General features: G+C 63.2%; 16 protein-coding genes. 9 read left to right on the top strand and 7 right to left on the bottom strand.

All coding sequences use genetic code 11. The annotated features are described in order from the left end of the window. The first annotated feature begins 25 nt into the window (after positions 1 to 25). The 3 genes from ISX84_RS19105 (at position 26) to ISX84_RS19095 (ending at position 3,518) form a co-directional block, all read left to right on the top strand. The gene (locus tag ISX84_RS19105; protein WP_195821990.1) at positions 26 to 1,543 is read left to right on the top strand and encodes a class I adenylate-forming enzyme family protein; all 1,518 of its coding nucleotides are present in this window, start codon (positions 26 to 28) and stop codon (positions 1,541 to 1,543) included. After that, positions 1,536 to 2,177 carry a DsbA family oxidoreductase gene (locus ISX84_RS19100; RefSeq protein WP_195821989.1) on the top strand — a complete coding sequence of 214 codons (642 nt, stop codon included), beginning with the start codon at positions 1,536 to 1,538 and terminating at the stop codon, positions 2,175 to 2,177. The genes ISX84_RS19105 and ISX84_RS19100 overlap by 8 nt, the downstream gene beginning before the upstream one ends. A gap of 147 nt (positions 2,178 to 2,324) precedes the next feature. Beyond that, positions 2,325 to 3,518, top strand: coding sequence for a multidrug effflux MFS transporter (locus ISX84_RS19095; RefSeq protein WP_195822082.1), 1,194 nt, complete (start codon positions 2,325 to 2,327; stop codon positions 3,516 to 3,518). Here ISX84_RS19095 and mfd read toward each other — a convergent pair whose 3' ends face one another. Next, positions 3,519 to 6,983: a transcription-repair coupling factor gene (mfd, locus tag ISX84_RS19090; RefSeq protein ID WP_195821988.1), complete on the bottom strand. Its 3,465-nt coding sequence runs from the start codon at positions 6,981 to 6,983 to the stop codon at positions 3,519 to 3,521. A gap of 33 nt (positions 6,984 to 7,016) precedes the next feature. Then, complete coding sequence (locus ISX84_RS19085; protein ID WP_412071609.1) at positions 7,017 to 7,508, bottom strand: component of SufBCD complex; 492 nt, start codon at positions 7,506 to 7,508, stop codon at positions 7,017 to 7,019. A 156-nt stretch (positions 7,509 to 7,664) separates the two neighbouring features. On the opposite strand from ISX84_RS19085, the gene hemB reads away from it, so the two are divergent. Continuing rightward, a complete protein-coding gene (hemB, locus tag ISX84_RS19080) occupies positions 7,665 to 8,669 on the top strand; it encodes a porphobilinogen synthase (protein ID WP_195821986.1) in 1,005 nt (334 codons plus the stop codon). A gap of 106 nt (positions 8,670 to 8,775) precedes the next feature. Next, positions 8,776 to 9,342 carry a YSC84-related protein gene (locus tag ISX84_RS19075; protein ID WP_195821985.1) on the top strand — a complete coding sequence of 189 codons (567 nt, stop codon included), beginning with the start codon at positions 8,776 to 8,778 and terminating at the stop codon, positions 9,340 to 9,342. A gap of 42 nt (positions 9,343 to 9,384) precedes the next feature. Here the strand turns inward: ISX84_RS19075 and ISX84_RS19070 are convergent, their stop codons facing one another. Beyond that, positions 9,385 to 10,254, bottom strand: a complete 870-nt coding sequence (locus tag ISX84_RS19070) for an NAD(P)-dependent oxidoreductase (protein WP_195821984.1) — start codon at positions 10,252 to 10,254, stop codon at positions 9,385 to 9,387. 105 nt (positions 10,255 to 10,359) lie between these two features. Here ISX84_RS19070 and ISX84_RS19065 point away from each other — a divergent pair, with 105 nt between their 5' ends. Together ISX84_RS19065 and ISX84_RS19060 are read left to right on the top strand one after the other, a co-directional pair. After that, the gene (locus ISX84_RS19065) at positions 10,360 to 12,825 is read left to right on the top strand and encodes a penicillin acylase family protein (protein ID WP_195821983.1); all 2,466 of its coding nucleotides are present in this window, start codon (positions 10,360 to 10,362) and stop codon (positions 12,823 to 12,825) included. A gap of 4 nt (positions 12,826 to 12,829) precedes the next feature. After that, complete coding sequence (locus tag ISX84_RS19060) at positions 12,830 to 13,393, top strand: pseudouridine synthase (protein ID WP_195822081.1); 564 nt, start codon at positions 12,830 to 12,832, stop codon at positions 13,391 to 13,393. A gap of 27 nt (positions 13,394 to 13,420) precedes the next feature. On the opposite strand, the gene hflX is transcribed toward ISX84_RS19060, so the two are convergent. The 4 genes from hflX to trkA form a co-directional block, all read right to left on the bottom strand. Further along, positions 13,421 to 14,719, bottom strand: coding sequence for a GTPase HflX (gene hflX / locus ISX84_RS19055; protein ID WP_195821982.1), 1,299 nt, complete (start codon positions 14,717 to 14,719; stop codon positions 13,421 to 13,423). Then, positions 14,716 to 14,955 (bottom strand): RNA chaperone Hfq, encoded by a 240-nt coding sequence (hfq, locus tag ISX84_RS19050; RefSeq protein WP_007119530.1) that lies wholly within the window; start codon positions 14,953 to 14,955, stop codon positions 14,716 to 14,718. Before hfq ends, hflX begins: the two co-directional genes overlap by 4 nt. A gap of 130 nt (positions 14,956 to 15,085) precedes the next feature. Then, on the bottom strand, positions 15,086 to 16,588 hold the full coding sequence (locus ISX84_RS19045; protein ID WP_195821981.1) for a TrkH family potassium uptake protein: 1,503 nt from the start codon (positions 16,586 to 16,588) through the stop codon (positions 15,086 to 15,088). Positions 16,589 to 16,642: 54 nt separating this feature from the next. Continuing rightward, on the bottom strand, positions 16,643 to 18,019 hold the full coding sequence (gene trkA, locus ISX84_RS19040) for a Trk system potassium transporter TrkA (RefSeq protein ID WP_195821980.1): 1,377 nt from the start codon (positions 18,017 to 18,019) through the stop codon (positions 16,643 to 16,645). A 105-nt stretch (positions 18,020 to 18,124) separates the two neighbouring features. Between trkA and ISX84_RS19035 the strand changes: the two genes are divergently transcribed. Next, positions 18,125 to 18,607, top strand: coding sequence for a hypothetical protein (locus ISX84_RS19035; RefSeq protein WP_229884427.1), 483 nt, complete (start codon positions 18,125 to 18,127; stop codon positions 18,605 to 18,607). A gap of 59 nt (positions 18,608 to 18,666) precedes the next feature. Then, positions 18,667 to 19,686: an ester cyclase gene (locus ISX84_RS19030; protein WP_195821979.1), complete on the top strand. Its 1,020-nt coding sequence runs from the start codon at positions 18,667 to 18,669 to the stop codon at positions 19,684 to 19,686.

The raw sequence follows: 19,686 nt of genomic DNA, 5'->3' as shown, positions 1-19,686 counted from the left end.
CCCGGCACCGGGCTAGCACCCGCTCATGTTATCCGTTTTCGATGAGGGGCCGCCCGCGCCCTGCCCTGCACCCTTCAACATGGCGGCCTATGTATTGTCTGCCGCAGAGCGGGTGCCCGACAAGGATGCGCTGCTGATCCTGGGCGAGACGGGCGTCGAACTGTGGCAGTACCACGCGCTGGAACGTGCGGTGCGCGGCACGGCGACCGGTCTGCTGGGGCTGGGGCTGGTCCCGGGCGACCGCGTGCTGATGCGGCTCGGCAATACCGTCGATTTCCCGCTGGCCTATCTGGGCGCATTGGCCGCAGGGTTGGTGCCGGTGCCGACCTCCGCCGCGCTGACCCGGCCGGAAACGGCGCAAATCATCGCCGACATCAAGCCAAAGGCAGTGTTGCAGGACCCGGATGTTGCCTGCGCGGATCACCCCAAGAAAATAGACCTTCAAAGGCTGCGGGGCTTCCGTGATTTGCCGCCTGCAGACTACGATCTGGGCGATCCCAACCGGCTGGGCTATATCGTCTACACCTCCGGCACCTCGGGTGTGCCGCGTGCCGTCGCCCATGCCCACCGCGCGATCTGGGCGCGGCGGATGATGTTCGATGGCTGGTACGGGCTGACGGCAGAGGACCGTGTCCTGCACGCCGGGGCCTTCAACTGGACCTACACGTTGGGCACCGGGTTGATGGATCCCTGGACGGTCGGCGCGACGGCGCTCATTCCGGCGGCAGGCACTGCCGCATCTGCGTTGCCAGGGCTTCTGGCAGACCACGAGGTCACGATTTTTGCCGCTGCACCGGGGGTCTACCGACAGATGCTGAAATCGGGAGATGCAATGCGCTGCCCCGCCCTGCGCCACGGTCTCAGTGCTGGGGAAAAGCTTGCGACCCGCGTGGCGGACAGCTGGCGCGCGGCCAGCGGCACCGAGGTGTTCGAAGCCTATGGCATGTCGGAATGCTCCACCTTCATCTCCGGTGCACCTGACAGCCCTGCCGCTGCCGGTGCGCTTGGGCGACCACAGCCGGGACGTCGTGTGGCGCTTCTGGGTCCGGACGGTCCCGTGCCTGTAGGGGATGAGGGGACAATTGCCGTGCACCGCGACGATCCCGGCCTGATGCTGGGATATCTCGGCGCCGAGGCCGAAACCGCCGCGCGCCTTCAGGGGGAGTGGTTCCTGACCGGGGATCAGGCGGTGATGTCTCAAGATGGTCAGATCACCTATCTGGGCCGCAACGACGATATGATGAACGCGGGCGGCTACCGCGTGTCACCCATCGAGGTGGAAACGGCGCTGGCCACCCTGCCCGGGATCACCGGCGTGGCGGTCACCGATGTGGAGGTCAAGGCGGATGCGCGTGTGATCGCGGCCTTTTACACGGCACCCGCCGCACTGGACGAAACCACCTTTGAGACATATGTGAAGGCGACGCTGGCGCGCTACAAGCAACCGCGCCTTTTCATTCACGTGCCAGAGCTGCCCATGGGCGCCAATGGCAAAATTCTCCGGCGGGCCCTGCGTGCCGGATTTGAGGCCCGCAATGACTGACCCCATCAAGCTCGACATCATGTCCGATCCGATCTGCCCCTGGTGCTATATCGGTAAAACCCATCTCGACAAGGCGCTGGCCGACCATCCAGACCACCCGTTCAAGATCGAATGGCACCCGTTCCAGCTCAACCCCGACATGCCCCGCGCGGGCATGGACAGACGTGCCTATCTCGAAGGCAAGTTCGGTGGCAAGGACGGGGCAGTGCGCGCCTATGCGCCAGTGGTCGAGCATGCCGAGGCGGCGGGCCTCAAGATCGACTTCGAAGGCATGAAACGCACGCCCAACACGCTCGATGCGCATCGGCTGATCCACTGGGCGGGCATTGAGGGCCGTCAGACTGCCGCCGTTTCCGCCCTCTTCACCGCCTATTTCGTCGAGGCGCGGGACATTGGCGATCACGATGTGCTGGCCGATATTGCGGATGGCATCGACATGGATGCCGCCGTGGTGCGCAAACTGCTACTGTCGGATGCGGATGAGGAAGACATCCGCGCGCGGGATGCCCACAGCCGCTCCATGGGCGTGAATTCCGTGCCGACCTTCATCGTTGCGGGAAAACACGCAGTACCGGGCGCGCAGCCGCCCGAGCTCTGGACAAAGGTCATCGGTGAGCTGACCGCCGCTGCCTGATTTGCACGGGCGCAGACGCGACTGTGTAAAAATGTGACGTTGTCTGCCCTACAACTGTGGGTTACACCGATCCCAGGCGCAGCTGATCCCCGTCGGGGCTGCGACTGGGGAGTGAAAAGCGTGTCGACATTAGGATCGCAACCGGCCATGGGGCGGGTTGAATTCATCGCATTGATGGCAATGATGTTTGCCACCATCGCCTTTTCCATTGATGCGATGCTGCCCGCGCTGCCGGATATTGCGCGGGAACTGACGCCCGAAGAACCCACACGCGCGCCGCTGATCATGACCTCATTTGTGCTGGGCATGGGGATTGGCACGTTTTTCACCGGCCCGCTGTCGGACGCCTTTGGACGGCGCACGGTGATGGTCTGCGGTGCGGGGCTCTACATGGCGGCTTCCGCCGTGGCCTGGGCCAGTTCCACCTTCGAGATTGTGCTGGCCGCCCGGATCATCCAGGGACTGGGCGCGGCAGGCCCGCGTGTCGTCTCCATCGCCATCATCCGGGATCTTTATGCAGGTCGGGAGATGGCCAAAATCGTCTCCATCGTGATGATCATTTTCACGCTGGTGCCCGGGTTTGCGCCAACCTTGGGCTATTTCATCATTGCCACTGAAGGGTGGCGCGGGATTTTTGCGGCCTTCATCGTCTTTTCCGCCATCTCGGTGCTCTGGCTGGGCCTGCGCCTGCCCGAAACGCTGGCGCGCGCAGACAGACGGCCCTTCAGGCCGCGCCTGATGCTTGCCGCGGTGCGCGAGATGTTCGCCCACCCTATCGTGCGCCTGTCGATCGTGGTGCAGACGCTGTGCATGTCGATGTTGTTCACGGTGCTGATGCTGATCCAGCCGGTCTATGAACAGATCTACGACAAGCAGGATACCTTCCACTTCTGGTTCGGGGGCATTGCGCTGGTCTCTGCGGGCGCGAGTTTTCTCAATGCGATGCTGGTGATGCGCTTGGGCATGCGGCGGCTGATCACCGTGGCGCTGGCGGTACAGATTGTGCTGTCCCTCACCGTTCTGATTCAAAACGAAACCCACGGGACCACGACCTTTGCCATTTTCGCGTTCTGGCAGGCCTATCTGTTCTTTCAGGCGGGTCTGACCATCGGCAATCTCAATGCCATCGCCATGGAACCGATGGGGCATATCGCGGGTATGGCCGCCAGCGTGATCGGCTCGGTCTCTACCGTGCTGGCCGCCGCCATCGCCTCGCCCATCGGGTTGCTCTTTGACGGCACGATACGGCCGCTTGTCGGCGCGATTTTCGTGATGGCCTGCTGCGCGTTTCTGGTGATGCGCTACATGGGGCGTGTCGAGGCGCGGCTGCCGGCGGAGTGATCAGCTCGCCTTGGCGCGTCTGGCTTTCTTCTCGGCCACGACCTTTTCAGCCAGATCACGGGCAATGGCAAAGGCCCCCTTGATCTTATCCGCATCCGCTTTCCAGTCGCGCCGTACGACGATCTTATTGTCCTTCACCTTGGCCAGCCCGCGCTGGTCCTGAATGAATTCGACCAGCCCCTTGGGGGAGGCAAATTTATCGTTGTGGAACTGGATCGTGGCGCCCTTGGGCCCCCCATCCAACTTGGCAATACCGGCCCTCTTGCACATCGCCTTGATCCGCACGACGAGCATCAACGTATTGACCTCTTTAGGCAATTTCCCGAAGCGATCAATGAGTTCAGCGGCGAACCCTTCCAACTCAACCTTGGTCGTCAGGCTGCTGAGACGCCGGTAGAGCCCCAGGCGCACGTCGAGGTCAGGCACATAGTCTTCGGGGATCAGAACCGGCACGCCAAGGTTAATCTGCGGGGCCCATTGATCGTCGGCCTCCGAAAGCCCTTCCATCTCGCCCGCGCGGATCTTGGCAATCGCCTCCTCCAGCATCGACTGATACAGTTCAAACCCCACATCGCGCATCTGACCGGATTGCTCCTCGCCCAGCAGGTTGCCCGCGCCGCGAATGTCCAGATCCTGGCTGGCCAGCGTAAACCCGGCCCCCAGCGTGTCGAGGCTGGAAAGGACCCGCAGCCGCTTTTCCGCTGTATCCGTCAGCTTGGTGCGGGGTTTGGTTGTGAGATAGGCATAGGCGCGGGTCTTGGACCGGCCCACCCGGCCCCGGATCTGGTAGAGCTGCGCCAGACCAAACATATCCGCCCGGTGCACGATCATCGTGTTGGCGGTGGGGATATCGAGACCGGATTCCACAATGGTCGTGGCAAGCAGCACATCGAATTTCCCGTCGTAAAAGGCGTTCATGCGGTCATCCAACTCACCCGCCGCCATCTGGCCATGCGCCACCACATAGGTCAGTTCGGGCAGCTGATCCTTGAGGAATTCCTCGATCTCCGGCAGGTCGGAAATGCGCGGCACCACGTAGAAGGATTGCCCGCCGCGATAGTGTTCGCGCAGCAGCGCCTCGCGCAGGGTGACCGTGTCGAACTCGCTGACATAGGTGCGGATCGCCAGACGGTCCACGGGCGGGGTGCCGATGATGCTGAGGTCCCGCACGCCGGTCAGGCTCAGCTGCAGGGTGCGCGGGATCGGGGTCGCCGTCAGGGTCAGCACGTGGATATCACTGCGCAGTTGTTTCAGCCGTTCCTTGTGGGTCACGCCGAAATGCTGTTCCTCATCAATGACCAGCAGGCCGAGGTTCTGGAACCGAATGCCCTTGGCCAGCAGCGCGTGGGTGCCGATGACGATATCGACGGTGCCGCGCGACATGCCGTCCCGGGTCGCGTTCGCCTCCTTGGTGGAGACAAAACGGCTGAGCTGACGCACGTTGATCGGGAACCCCCGGAACCGTTCGGCAAAGCTCTTGTAATGCTGCCGTGCCAGCAGCGTTGTGGGGGCAATCACCGCCACCTGCACGCCGGACATCGCCGCGACAAATGCCGCGCGCATGGCCACTTCGGTCTTGCCAAAGCCCACATCACCACACACCAGACGGTCCATCGGGTTGCCGCTGGTCAAATCATCGATCACCTCGCCGATGGCGCGCAGCTGATCATCGGTTTCCTGATAGGGAAAGCGGGCGGAGAAGGCATCCCACATGCCCGGCGGCGGCTCCAGCACCGGCGCCTTGCGCAGCGCCCGTTCGGCGGCAATGCGGATGAGCTTATCGGCAACTTCGCGGATGCGCTCCTTGAGGCGCGCCTTCTTGGCCTGCCACGCACCGCCGCCCAACCGGTCGAGCAGCCCCTCTTCATGGCCGTATTTCGACAGCAATTCGATGTTCTCGACGGGCAGGTACAGCTTTGATCCTTCGGCATATTCCAGCAAGATACACTCATGCGCCGCCCCTGCGGCCGTGACCACCTCCAGCCCCTTGTAGCGACCAATCCCGTGGTCGACATGCACGATCAGATCGCCGGGGCTGAGCGATTGCGTCTCGGTCAGGAAATTTTCCGCGCGGCGTTTCTTGGCCGGGCGCCGGATCAGCCGGTCGCCCAGCACGTCCTGCTCGGAAATCACCGTAAGGCCCGGCGCCTCGAACCCATGCTCCAGCGCCCAGACCGCCAAGTGCAGCCCGCGTTTGCCGATGCGCGTGGCATCGGGCACCGGGATCGCCTCGGCCACACCTTCGTCCTCGATCAGACCGGTCAGCCGTTCACGGGCACCCTCGGAATAGCTGGCGATCACGACCGGCCCCTCGGCCATCTTGGTCTTTATATGTGCTGCCAGAGCGCCAAAGAGGCTCAGGGACTCCTGTTGGCGCTCTGGCGCGAAACTGCGCCCGATACGGGCACCGGCATCCGTGACACCCAGCCCCGTCGGTTGTGGCAGCGCGGCCAGTTGCAGCATGCGCCGGGCAGCTGTTGCCCGTTCCCAGGCGGCGTCGTCCAGATAAAGCGCCTCCGGCGGGCTCGGTTTGTAAACGCTGTCCATCTTGGAACGGTTCGCCATGGCAAGCCGCCGGGTCTCATATTGATCGGCGATGCTTTCCCAGCGGGCCAGCCGACTGGGCGTGACCTGATCATCCAGGGTGATGACGGCATCGGGCAGATAATCGAAAAGCGTCTCCAGCCTGTCATGGAAAAACGGCAGCCAATGCTCGGCCCCTTGGTGTTTGCGCCCCGCGCTGATGGCCTCGTAAAGCGGATCATCGGTGCCCGCAGCCCCGAATTCGATGCGGTAGTTCTGCCGGAACCGGGTGATTGCCGCCTCGTCCAGAATGACCTCCGACACCGGGGCCAGCTCCACCAGATCAAGCTTTTCCGTGGTCCGCTGCGTGGCCGCATCGAAACGGCGCGCGCCGTCGAGCACATCGCCAAAGAAATCCAGCCGCACCGGTCCCAGATCACCCGGCGGGTAAATGTCGATGATGCCGCCGCGAATTGCATAGTCGCCCGGTTCGGTGACCGTGGGGCTCTGCACGAACCCCATGCGCACGAGAAACCGGCGCAGGGCGGCTTCGTCCACGCGGTCGCCCACACGGGCGGTAAAGGCCGCATCCCTGAGGGTCGCACGCGCGGGCACACGTTGGGTCGCGGCGTTCAGCGTGGTCAGCAGGATGAACTGCTGCGGCATGCCATGCACCAGCCCCGCCAGCGTCGCCATGCGCTGTGCGGAGATATCGGCGTTGGGCGAGACCCGGTCATAGGGCAGGCAATCCCAGCCGGGAAAGGTCACCACCGGCATGTCGGGCGCAAAAAACCGCAGGGCTGCCCGCATCGCCGCCAGCCGCTTGTCATCACGCGCGACGTGCAGGATGGGCGTCTCCTGCCGCTCCAGCTCGGCCAGCAGGAAGCGCGCGTCATACCCTTCGGGCACGCCGGAGACGGTGATATGCTTTGGATCAGCCATGGCCTGTCTCAATTGGTCTTTGACCGCGTGGTGTCAACCGCTCAATGGGCTGATGGAGAGGTTTTGATACATGCCCCAGAGTGCGGTGACGAAAATCGAGATCATCCCGATGATCTGCACGTAGAGCCGATGCCGCGTCAGACGGCGCCGCAGCGCCTCGCCGGTTGACAGCTCCTGTTGGATCAGACGGGCGGTGGAGAGCGACAGCAGCCCCACGATGGACATCGGCAGCCCCAGGAGGAAGAGCGCCTGGGCGATCTCCAGCGCGTAGAAAAACCCCAGAACGCCAAGCGCGGTCAGCAGGAAACACCCCAGCCCCAGCAGCCACAGCCCCGAAACATTGCCGATGAAAAGCAGGCGGTTGGTGTTGATCCGCACCATATCCTCAAGGTCCTGTTCCGCCTGCCCGCCGTAGCGGCGCGCGCGCAGCACCATGTCATAGGGCACGCCCAGCACCCAATGGCTGGCCGTGGACCACAGAACCGCCAGTGCGATCCAGAACCACAGGTTCGAAAAAGACCGCATGTCTATCAGTTCAAAAACGTTCTGGTAAAAGCTCAAAGGGGTACGCTTTTGTTACGTGTTTTGACCCTCTTAGCGATAGGGCGCGGCAATTCCTACCCTTGGCTTGCCGAAAAATACATGGCAGTCATGAAGTGTCACCCAAACTGGACATTTCCCATGCGCCCCATTCAAAGCTCCTTTCCCGCAACCCGTCTGCGCCGCATCCGGCAAAGCCCGGCGGTGCGCGCGCTGACCCGTGAAAACAGCCTGAGCGTGGATGACTTCATCTGGCCGGTTTTTGTCCGCGCGGGCACCGGCATTGAAGAGCCGATCCCCTCCATGCCGGGGGTGTTCCGCCGCTCCGTCGACAAGGTTGTGCAGGCGGCGCGGGAGGCAGCGGATCTGGGCATTCCGGCGATCTGCATCTTTCCCTATACCGGGATCGAGGAGCGGACGGAGGATTGCGCCGGGGCCTGGGACCCGGACAACCATGCCAACCGCGCCATCCGTGCGATCAAGAAGGCGGTGCCGGACATCGCGGTGATGACGGATGTGGCGCTCGATACCTATAACATCAACGGGCATGACGGTTTCGTGGAAGACGGCGAGATCGTGAATGACCGCACGGTCGAAGCGCTGGTCAAGATGACGCTGGCGCAGGCGGAGGCGGGCGCGGATATCATCGGGCCGTCGGATATGATGGACGGGCGGGTGGGCGCGATGCGGCAGGCGCTGGAGGCCGCGGGGCATCAGAACGTGATGATCCTGAGCTATTCGGCCAAATACGCCTCGGCTTTCTATGGGCCGTTCCGTGACGCCGTTGGCGCCTCAGGCGCGCTCACCGGGGACAAGAAGACCTACCAGATGGACCCCGGCAATTCGGACGAGGCGCTGCGGCTCATCGAACGGGACCTGCGCGAGGGGGCGGATATGGTCATGGTGAAACCTGGCCTGCCCTATCTCGACATCTGCCGCCGCGTGAAGGAGACCTTTGGCGCGCCGACCTATGCCTATCAGGTGTCAGGCGAATTCAGCATGATCCAGGCCGCCGCCGAACATGGCTGGATCGACGGCGAGAAAGTCATGATGGAAAGCCTGATGGCCTTTAAACGTGCGGGCTGTGACGGGATCCTGACCTACTTCGCCCCAGCCGCGGCACGGGTGCTGAACGGGCAGCGATAAGCTGCGCAAACGGGGACGTTTTGAGTGACACCGTGCCGCAATCAGCGTATGTTCGCGCATAAGTCGGGCAAACCGGCAATCGAGCAACATAGTACAGGCGGATGACATGAATATTCCAAATTTCTCTCGCAGGGGGTTCACCCTTGGCGCGCTTGCTGCCGTGTCGGTCACGGCGGCCTGCGGCAATGGCGTCGGATCACGCGGTGGCGACACGATCGACGCGCGGGTCGATGCGACCCTGGCCGAGATGTACAGAAGCTATCCGGCCACCCGAAACCTCGCCGACAAGGCAAACGGTATTCTGGTGATGCCACTGGTGACCAAAGCGGGCTTTGGTTTTGGCGGGGCCTATGGGCGTGGCGCGCTGAGGGTCAATGATGTGACCGTGGATTACTATTCCACCACGCAGGTCACCGGCGGGCTGCAGATCGGGGCGCAGCAATATGCACATGTGTTGTTTTTCCTGACCGAAGAGGCGCTGACAAGCTTCCGCCGGTCTCCGGGCTGGACCGTGGGCGGTGACGTGGAATACGTGTTCTCGGACCAGGGTGACGGCGTGAAGGCGGACACCACAACGGCGCTGGCCCCTGTCCAGGCGGTTGTGTTCGGCCGCGCCGGGTTGCTGCTGGGGGCCACGCTGCAAGGCTCCAAGTATAACCGCATCATTCCCTGATGCCAAAAGCCCCGCCAGATGGCGGGGCCTTCATTGCGCGGGTCAGAGTGCCTGTAGACGCTTGAAGAGGCTGGAGGTATCCCAGCGACCGCCGCCCATTTTCTGCACGTCCTTGTAGAATTGATCGACCAGCGCCGTGACCGGCAGGCTGGCCCCCGTCTCATTCGCGGTGGAGAGGCAGATGCCCAGATCCTTGCGCATCCAGTCGGTGGCAAACCCGTGATCGAAATGATCGTCGAGCATGGTCTCGTAGCGGTTGTCCATCTGCCAGCTGCCGGCTGCGCCCTGGCTGATCACCTCGACCACGGCACGGCCATCCAGGCCGGCCTTGTCGGCAAAATGCAGCGCCTCGCTCAGCCCCTGCACCAGCCCCGCGATGGCAATCTGGTTGCACATCTTGGTCATCTGGCCCGCGCCACTGTCTCCAAGGCGGCGGCAGATCTTGGAATAAACCTCCATCACCGGCAGCGCCCGGTCATAGGCGCCCTCGTCGCCGCCACACATGATCGACAGCGCCGCATTCTCGGCCCCCGCCTGCCCACCCGAGATCGGCGCATCGACAAAGCTCACCTGTTTTTCATTGGCCGCGGCATAAAGCTCACGGGTCACGGCGGCGGACACGGTTGTGTGGTCCACAAAGACCGTCCCGGAGGTCATCCCGGCAAATGCCCCGTCGTCCCCAAGGCAAACCGAGCGCAGATCATCGTCGTTCCCAACACAGGACATCACGAAATCCGCGTCCCTGACGGCCTCGCGCGGAGTTTTTGCCATGGCACCACCATAGGTGGAAACCCAGTCGTCCGCCTTGGTTGCCGTGCGGTTGTACACGGTCACGTCGTGGCCAGCCTTCTGCAAATGCCCGGCCATCGGCCCCCCCATGACGCCCAGTCCCAAAAATGCCAGCTTGGCCATATGATTACCCTTCCCGTATTCAATGTTGCTTTACGTTCTTCTCCTACCTAACAGTCAGGGCAATAGGGTCAACAAAACGACGCATATTCGATAGGTGATGCACAGATGGGTCTGCTCTTTACTTGGTTGATGCGATTGGCAGCGGCATCGGTGGTGCTCGTGGTGCTGGGTGTCTGCATGGTGTACTACCTCGCCTCGCGGTCGCTGCCGGATTACGACAAGGTGCTGGAGCTGCCCTATCTGACGGCGCCGGTCGAGATCGTGCGCGACAACGCCAATGTGCCGCATATCTTTGGCGAGGCCGATCCGGACGTGTTCTATGCCCTCGGCTACGCCCATGCGCAGGACCGTCTGTGGCAGATGACGATGCTGCGCCGCACCGCGCAGGGGCGCCTGTCCGAGGTGTTTGGCACGGCAACCGTGAACATCGACAAACTGGTGCGGCGGCTGGACATTTATGCGCGCGCCGTTGCCTCTGTTGATGCGCAGGATGACCGCACGATGCTGCTGTTGCGCGCCTATGCCACCGGGGTGAATGCGCGGCTGGACGAGATCAATTCAAGCGCTCTGGGCCGGGGCGCGCCGGAAATGTTCATCTTCAACGCGCCGGTGTCTGCGTGGCGTCCGGCGGATTCGCTGGCGATCATCAAGCTGATGGGGCTGCAGCTGTCGGGGCATCTGGACAAGGAAGTGCTGCGCGCGCGCATGTCGCTTGCGCTCTCTGATGCGGACCGGCTCGCCGACATCCTGCCGGATGCGCCCGGCAGCGGTATCGCCGCCCTGCCGGAATATGCGCAGCTGGTGCCCGGCGTGTCCCGGTTTGCCGAAACGACCGAAATGCCCGCGCATCCGCTGTCGCCTTTCAACCGCAGCGTCTTTGCGGGGGCGTCCAATGCCTGGGCCGCTGCCCCCACGCGCTCGGCCTCGGGTGGGACCCTGCTGGCCAATGATCCGCATCTGGGCTTTACCGCCCCGGCGATCTGGTATCTGGCGCGGCTGCAATTGCAATCAGGCGGTATCATCGGGGCCACGATCCCCGGCATGCCTCTGGTGCTGAGCGGGCGCAGCGAGGCGCTTGGCTGGGGGCTGACCTCTGCCGTGATGGACGATCAGGATGTCTATATCGAGGCGTTGAACCCGGAAAACCCCGAAGAGTACCGCACGCCCGATGGCTACAAGCGGTTCGAGACCCGCGGGTCCATCATAAACATCAAGGATGAGACCCCGATCACCATTACGCTGCGCTGGACCGATAACGGCCCGGTGCTGCCCGGCACGCATTACAATCTGGCGAGCATCACCCCGCCGGGTCACGTCGCCTCGCTCGCCTGGACGGTGCTGAGCCCGAAGGATACCTCGATGGCCGCCGCCCTGCGTCTGATGGAGGCGCAATCGGTGCAGGACGGCATAGATGCGATCGAAGGGTTTATCGCGCCTGCGCAGAACCTGATGCTGGTGGACCGCGAGAACATCGCGATGAAGATGATTGGCGCGATGCCAAGGCGGGATGTGCAGCATCAAAGCCAGGGGCGCCTGCCCAGCCCGGGCTGGATCGAGGCGAACCGCTGGCAGGGCCGCCTGCCCTATGCGTCGAACCCCTCCTTTGTCGCGCCCAATGGCGGGATCCTGGGCAATTCGAACAACAAGATCGTGGACCGGCCGTTTCCGAACCACGTCTCCTTTGACTGGGGCGACACGCAGCGGGTGCAGCGCTGGCAACGGCTGATGCAGGCGCGCGAGGTGCATACCCGCGACAGTTTCATCGAGGCACAGCTGGACACGGTCAGCTTTACCGCGCGGTCGCTGCTGCCGCTCATTGGGGCGGAACTGTGGTTCACCGGGGAAGCAGCGCCGGAAGGCACGCCCCTGCGCAAGCGACAACGCGCCCTGACCTTGCTGGCCAGCTGGTCGGGCGAGATGAACGAACATATGCCCGAGCCGCTGATCTACATGGCGTGGCTGCGCAGCCTGCAGGCGCGCATGGTGCAGGACGAGCTGGGGCCGCTGGCCAGTGAACTGACCCATGTGGAGCCTCTGTTCATCGAGCGGGCCTTTCGCGACATCGACGGCGCCTCTGTCTGGTGTGACGTGATCCAGTCGGCACCGGTCGAGACCTGTGCAGACATGGCGCGGCTGGCACTGGATGACGCGCTGATCTGGATCGAGGAGACTTGGGGACCGGCGCTGGAGACGCTGCGCTGGGGCGATGCGCATCAGGCGACCCATGATCACCCGGTGCTGGGAGAGGTGCCGATCCTGCGGTTCTTCGTGAACATCCGGCAATCCACCAATGGGGGCGACAATACCCTGCAGCGGGGCCTCACCAGTGGCTCCGGGCCCGATCCTTTCCACAATGTGCATGGCGCGGGGTATCGCGGGGTCTATGATTTCGCCGATCCGGACAGTTCGGTCTTTGTGACCTCGACGGGGCAGTCGGGTCATTTTCTGTCGCGGCATTACGATGATCTGGCCCAGCTGTGGCGGCGCGGCGAGTATATTCCGATGTCTCTGGATGAAGATCTGGCGCGGGCGGCGGCCGTCGGTGTCACTGTCCTGCAGCCGCGCCCCTGAGGCCATGGGGCGCGTTATCCTGTTTCACAAGCCCTTCGGCGTGCTGTCGCAGTTCACCGACAAGGGGACGGAAGGCTCGCCGCGCCCGACGCTCTCTGCCTACATCGACGAACCCGGCTTTTACCCGGCGGGGCGGCTCGACAAGGACAGCGAAGGCCTGATGGTCTTGACCGATAACGGCAAGCTGCAGGCGCGGATTGCCAATCCCAAATTCAAGATGGCCAAGATCTATCTGGTCCAAGTCGAAGGTACCCCCGATGCCGCGGCGCTGGAGGCGTTGCGGCGCGGGGTCACGTTGAAGGACGGCGTGACCAAACCGGCGGAGGTCGATCAGATTGAAACCCCCGACCCGCTTTGGCCCCGGGACCCGCCGGTGAGGTTTCGCAAGACCGTGCCCGATGCCTGGCTGCGCATGACCATTCGCGAGGGGCGCAACCGGCAGGTGCGGCGCATGACGGCGCATGTGGGGTTACCCTGCCTGCGGTTGATCCGGGTGCAGGTCGGGATATGGAAGCTGAACGCGCTGAGCCCGGGCGCGTGGCGGTTCGCGTCGGAAGGTGGCCCATAGGCCCACCCTACCTGCTGTTTGCGCGTGTCAGAGACGCTCGAACTGGGCCTCTTGTTGCACGGTCCAGCGCACGGTGATGTCAAAGCCATCCTCGGTCTGCTGTTCCGCCTCGACCAGCTCGTGGTCAAAGAGCCAGGCGCGTTTTTTGCCGTCGGCGTAGCTGAGATGCAGGTCGGTCTGACGTTTGGCGCCCTGTATCTGCGTCGTGATGGCATCCAGCAACGGGGCGACACCCGCGCCCGTGAGCGCGGAGATGGCAAAGACCGCGTCGTCCCGGTCTGCGCGGGCGCGCATCGCGTCTGCGGCCTCTTCATCGAGCAGGTCCAGCTTGTTCCAGACCTCGAAGCAGGGACGCTCCTCCTCCACGCCGAGGGAAGTCAGAATGTCCTGTACGTCCCGCGCCTGCTCTTCCGTTTCCGGGTGCGAGATATCGCGCACGTGGCAGATCACGTCCGCGGCCAGCACCTCTTCGAGCGTGGCGCGGAAGGACGCCACGAGTTCGGTCGGCAGATCGGAGATGAACCCCACCGTGTCCGAGAGGATGACCTCCGGCCCGTCAGGCAATTGCACCCGGCGCATGGTCGGGTCGAGCGTGGCAAAGAGCATGTCCTTGGCCATCACCTCCGCCCCGGTGAGGCGATTGAAGAGAGTGGATTTGCCAGCGTTGGTATAGCCCACCAGCGCCACAATCGGATAAGGCACCTTGGCGCGGGCCGCGCGGTGCAGGGCGCGGGTTTTCACCACCTTGTCGAGCTGACGCCGCAGGCGCACGAGCTGCTCATCGATGGCGCGCCTGTCTGCCTCGATCTGCGTCTCACCGGGACCGCCGACAAAACCCAACCCGCCCCGCTGACGTTCAAGGTGGGTCCAGGCCCGGACCAGCCGCGTGCGCTGATAGCTCAGCGCGGCCATCTCCACCTGCAAGACACCCTCGCGGGTTGCGGCGCGGTCGCTGAAAATCTCCAGGATCAGCCCGGTGCGATCGAGGAGCTTGACGCCCCAGGCCTTTTCTAGGTTGCGCTGCTGCACGGGGCTGACCGGGCCGTCCACCAGCACCAGTTCGATCTCCTGATCGTGCAGGGTTTCCTTGATGTCTTCGATCTTGCCGGAGCCAAAGAGCATGCCGGCCCGCACGGTCTTGAGCGGCACGACCTCGCCGCCGACCACCTCGAGTTCCGGCAGGGCGCGGGCCAGCGAAATCGCCTCGGCCAATCCATGATCGGCGAGGCGACGGTTCGGATCTGATTTGATGTCGGGATGCAAAACCCAGGCGCGGGTGACCCGCGCGGCCTCGTCATTCTCGACTTGAAATGGCGCTTTGCTCAAGAAGCGTCTTCGCCCTCATACAGGCTGATCGGCTGGCTCGGCATGATGGTGGAGATCGCGTGCTTGTAGACAAGCTGGGATTGACCATCGCGACGCAGCAACACACAGAAATTGTCGAACCACGTGATGACACCTTGCAGTTTCACCCCGTTGATCAGGAAAATTGTCACAGGAACTTTTGTCTTGCGCACATGATTCAGGAACGCATCCTGAAGGTTCTGTCTGTCCGACGCCATTTTAGCACTCGCCTTTTTTCTTGCCGGAGCCCGCAGATCGAGCCCGCCCCTCTGGCGCAATTATGGAACGCCAGTCAAGGAGATTCCACCCCAAAAAACAGTCCGTTACGGACCTAAAAAATGGGACCGTTCAGGCCCGCCATAAATCAGGGGTCAAAAGGGCGACAATTGCAAGGGTTTCAAGACGGCCAAGCACCATGGCTGCGCAGAAAACCGCCTTGGCCGCGGTGCTGAGTTCCGTCAGGACGATGGGTGCGTCGGCCGCCAGTGCGGTCAGCGGGCCGGTGGTGGACAGACCGGCGATGCTGAGGACCAGCGCATTTTCAAAGGACACGCCGAGCAGCGCCAGCAGGATCGTCAGCACGGCCAGCGTCAGGGCAAAAAGCATGAAGAAAATCCATGCGATAAAGGCCCCGTTGCGCTGCAGGCGCCGGGTATCGCTGCCCGCACCGCTGACCGAGGAGGGGTGCACCAGCCGCTCCATTTCGCGCAGCCCGTTCAGGTAGAGCGCGAAGACACGCAGCAGCTTCACGCCGCCCGCCGTTGTGGCCACCCCGCCGCCGATCAAGGCCAGCCCCATGAGGATCAGCCCTGGTGTGTCGAGACCGGACCAGGCCTGCGTCTGCGCCCAGTGTTCGCTGGCAAATCCGGTGGTCGTCAGGAAGGACATCACGGTGAAAATCGACCCCCAGAGCGCCAGCGCGGCCTGCGACAGATCGTCTTCGGCGGCGACATCAAAGGCGCCCAGCCAGTGGCGGAAGAACAGAACCAGCGGCACACCGAGGATCAGGACGAGCCCGAGACGGAATTCAGGATCGGTGCGCAGCCCACCCTGCGTCGCAGTGATGGTGTCCGAAGAAAAGGTCAGCCGCGACAGGGCAAAGAACATGAAGAGCAGCGCCAGTGCTTCGCCTGTGACGCCCGAGCCGCTGAATTCCACGCCGCCCACCGGGGAGATCCCCGACGTGGCCATGACCGACATCGCATGGCAGAGCGCGACGAGCGAGGCATCGCCGCTGATCATCAGCAAAACCCACAACAGCAGCGTCAGCCCGATGTAAATCGGCAGCAGCGTTGCGGTCACCCGCACCAGCCTTTCGCGCGGATTGACCCGACCATTCAGGCTGGTGGCGGCTTCGCGTTGCCCTGGCTCGGCCTGTGCCGTGACCTCGAAGCCGCCCAGATTGAGCGGGGCAAGGATTGCAGAGGCGGCGATCCACATCACGGCGCCGCCCATCCAACCCACCTGCGCGCGCCAGAGGTGCAATGTGCCGTCCAGCCGTCCGGGGTTCTGAAAGAGCGTCGCGCCGGTTGTGGTGACGGCACTCACCATCTCCATGTAGGCGTTCATGAATGTGGTGGTGCCCAGGCCTTCGTAGAAGGGAATGGCCAGGAAGGCCGGCAGAAACACGAAAGTGGCAAACAATGACAACAGCGTGCCAAGGGCCCCGTGGCGCGGCCTGCGCCCGGCATGGGCAATGGCGATCAGCAGGAAGGCGGTGATGCCGAGGATGCCGCTGTAGAAAAACATCCGTGCGGTATCGAGATTGCGCACCACGCCACCGTGCAGCGCCGGGACCAGCATCGCAATCGAGGCGGCACCAAAGATCAGCAGGAACAGCGGCAGATCCATCAGCTGATCAAAGGCGCTGCGGCGTTTCTGAATGGACCGAATGCGTCCCACGGGTCAGAAGAAGTCGATGGAGACCTGCATCAGCCGCTCCACCTCTGGCACGTCGCCCGCCAGCGCAAAGATCGCCACCACATCGCCTTCATCGATGCGGGTCGAACCCAGCGGGCGGATCACCTCTTTGCCCTTGCGCACCGCGCCGACCAGCACGCCCTCGGGGAAATCGATCTCGGAGATGCGCCGGCCCGCCAGCGGCGAGGTCGACATCACCTCCGCCTCGATCACTTCGGCCTCGGCATCGCCGATGGAATAGACCGCGCGGACCCGGCCATGACGGATGTGGCGCAGGATCGAACTGACGGTCGTGGCGCGCGGATTGATATAGGCGTCGATCCCGAGCGGGGTCATCAGCGGCACCAGCGTCGGATCGTTGATCAGCGCGATGGTATAGGGGCAGCCCTCGGCCTTGGCGCGCACGCAGGCCAGCATGTTGGTCTTGTCGTCATCTGTGATCGCCAGCATCGCATCGGCGCGGGAAATTCCGGCCTCTGCCAAGAGCCCCGCATCGAGACCGTCTCCGTTGAGCACAATGGTGCGTTCCAGCGCTTCGGCAGCCTTCTCCGCGCAGATGCGGTTTTTCTCGATCACCTTGGCGCGTACGCGTTTGGCCCGCGCCTCCAGCGTCTGCGCCACGGCCAGCCCGACATTGCCACCGCCGACCAGAACCACGCGCTCCTGTTTGGTGACCTTCTTGCCAAAGATTTCCAGCGTGCGGGGAATGTCATCCACATGGGTGAAGACATAGCAATCATCCCCGACAAAGAGCTGATCCTTGGCCTCCGGCGCAAAGAGCGATCCCTCGCGGCGCACCCCGACCACCGTGGCGCGCAGGGTGGAGAAAAGATCGGTCAGCTGCCGCAGGGGCGTGTTCACCACCGGGCATTCTTCCTCGATGGTGATGCCCATCAGATGCGCCTGCCCGTTCATGAACACTTCGGTGTCAAAGGCCGCGGGCGCTGAGAGACGCTGTAGCGCGGCGGCCGCAACCTCCTTCTCGGGGCTGATCACCACGTCGATGGGCATGTGGTCGCGGCGGTAGAGGTCGGAATAGATCGCGTCCAGATAGGACTTGCTGCGCAGCCGGGCAATCTTGCGGTTGATGCCGAAGACCGAATGGGCCACCTGGCAGGTGACCATGTTGACCTCATCCGAATAGGTCGCGGCAATCACCATCTCCGCATCGCGGGCCCCTGCCCGCTCCAGCACATCCGGATAGCTTGCGAAGCCCGCAATCCCCTGCACGTCCAGCGTATCGGTTGCCCGGCGCACCAGATCAGGGTTGTTATCGACCACGGTGACATCGTTGCGTTCGCCCGACAGGTGGCGTGCAATTTGCCAGCCTACCTGCCCCGCGCCACAGATAATCACTTTCATGCGCTCTTACGTCCTTCGAGCCATTTCGCGGTCTTCTGAATGGCAGATGCCCTCTGGGCGGTCAATTCAATTGTCCTTTCCCGCGCGGCAGGGCAAACTGGGCGCATGATTTCTTTGCGCTGCCTTGTTGTGCTTGGTGTTGGCCTGCTGGTCTGGACCGCCTGTGCCCCTCTGTCGATCTACCACCGCGAGGGCGTGCCGGTCAGCCGCATGCAGTCCGACCTGCTGGCCTGTGAGATATCGGCACTGGCGGATGCACCGGTTGCCAATCAGATCCGCCGCGATCCGCCGCGCTATATCCCGGGCCGTCGGTATTGCCGGGCAGATGGCTCCTGCTACCGGCGCGGCGGCTACTATGTGCCCGGCGAAATATATACGGTCGACGTCAATCGCAATCTCCGCGCCCGGGCGGAACAGCAATGCATGGCCAACCAGGGATACGTCCCTGCAACCATTCCGAATTGTCCGAACGGGGTGTCCCGTGCCGCGCCACCGGGGGCGACGCAAGTGCTGCCGCGCCTGTCTGCACAGAGCTGCGCGATCCGCAATGATGACGGCTCCTGGCAGATTGTGACCCAGGCGGGCTGATCACGTCGCATTTGGGCTGGAAGTCAGGACGCGGCCTTTCTACAGCTTGGCCCATGAACATGCCGAATCTCCCGAACCTCGATCTCCAAGCCACCAAATCCGTCGTCCGCGACCACTACGCGGCGCTGTCTCAGGCGACGCCGCAGGATGTGGCCACGATCCTGGCGCAGCACATGGCCCCGGACTGCCATTGGTACGGGATGCATCCGTTTCACGAACAGACCGGGCCTGAGGCAATTGCCGAGGCGTTTTGGGCACCGTTTCTGCAGGCGTTTACCTCCGTGCAGCGCCGCGAAGACATCTTTTTCGCAGGGTTGAACGAGATGGATGGATTCCAGGGGCAATGGACCTGCTCCATGGGGCATCTGATGGGCCTTTTCGATGCGCCCTTCCTCAATATCCCGGCCACGCGCAAGATGGGGTTTCTGCGCTACGCGGAATTCAACAGGGTTGAAAACGGCCGGATCACGCAGAGTGCACTGTTTGTCGATTTGCTGCATCTGATGCTGCAGGCGGGACTGAACCCGCTGCGCGCGCCGCAAACCGGGGTGCATCTGATACAACCGGGGCCGATGAACCACGACGGTTTATTGCTCAGCCCGCAGAACGCCGCGGAAACGGCGCGCAGCTTGTCGCGCATCAATCAGATGATCGGGTCCATCAATCACGCCAATGCAAGCCCCGATCCGCTGCCGCCCGAACAGGAACTGGCGCAGAACTGGCATGACGACATGATCTGGTGGGGACCTGCGGGCATCGGGGCGACCTATACCATCGACCGCTATATCGAGCAGCATCAGGGACCGTTTCGCCGGGGCATATCGGGGCGGGCCTTCAACGGGCATCTCTGTCGCATGGCCGAGGGGACCTATGGCGGGTTCTTTGGCTGGCCCAATCTGACGCTGACCAACACCGGCGGCTTCATGGGGGTGCCGGAGAACGACACCCGCGCCGATATGCGTGTGGTCGATGTTTACCGGCGCGACGGCGACCGGCTTGCGGAAAACTGGATTTTCATCGACATGCTTCACTTTCTGAAGATGCAGGGCGTCGATGTGCTGGCCGAGATCGCCGGGTAA

Source organism: Roseobacter sp. MH60115 (genome assembly GCF_015644665.1).
Classification (GTDB): Bacteria; Pseudomonadota; Alphaproteobacteria; order Rhodobacterales; family Rhodobacteraceae; genus Roseobacter.
This window is presented reverse-complemented; position numbering and strand designations above follow the sequence as displayed.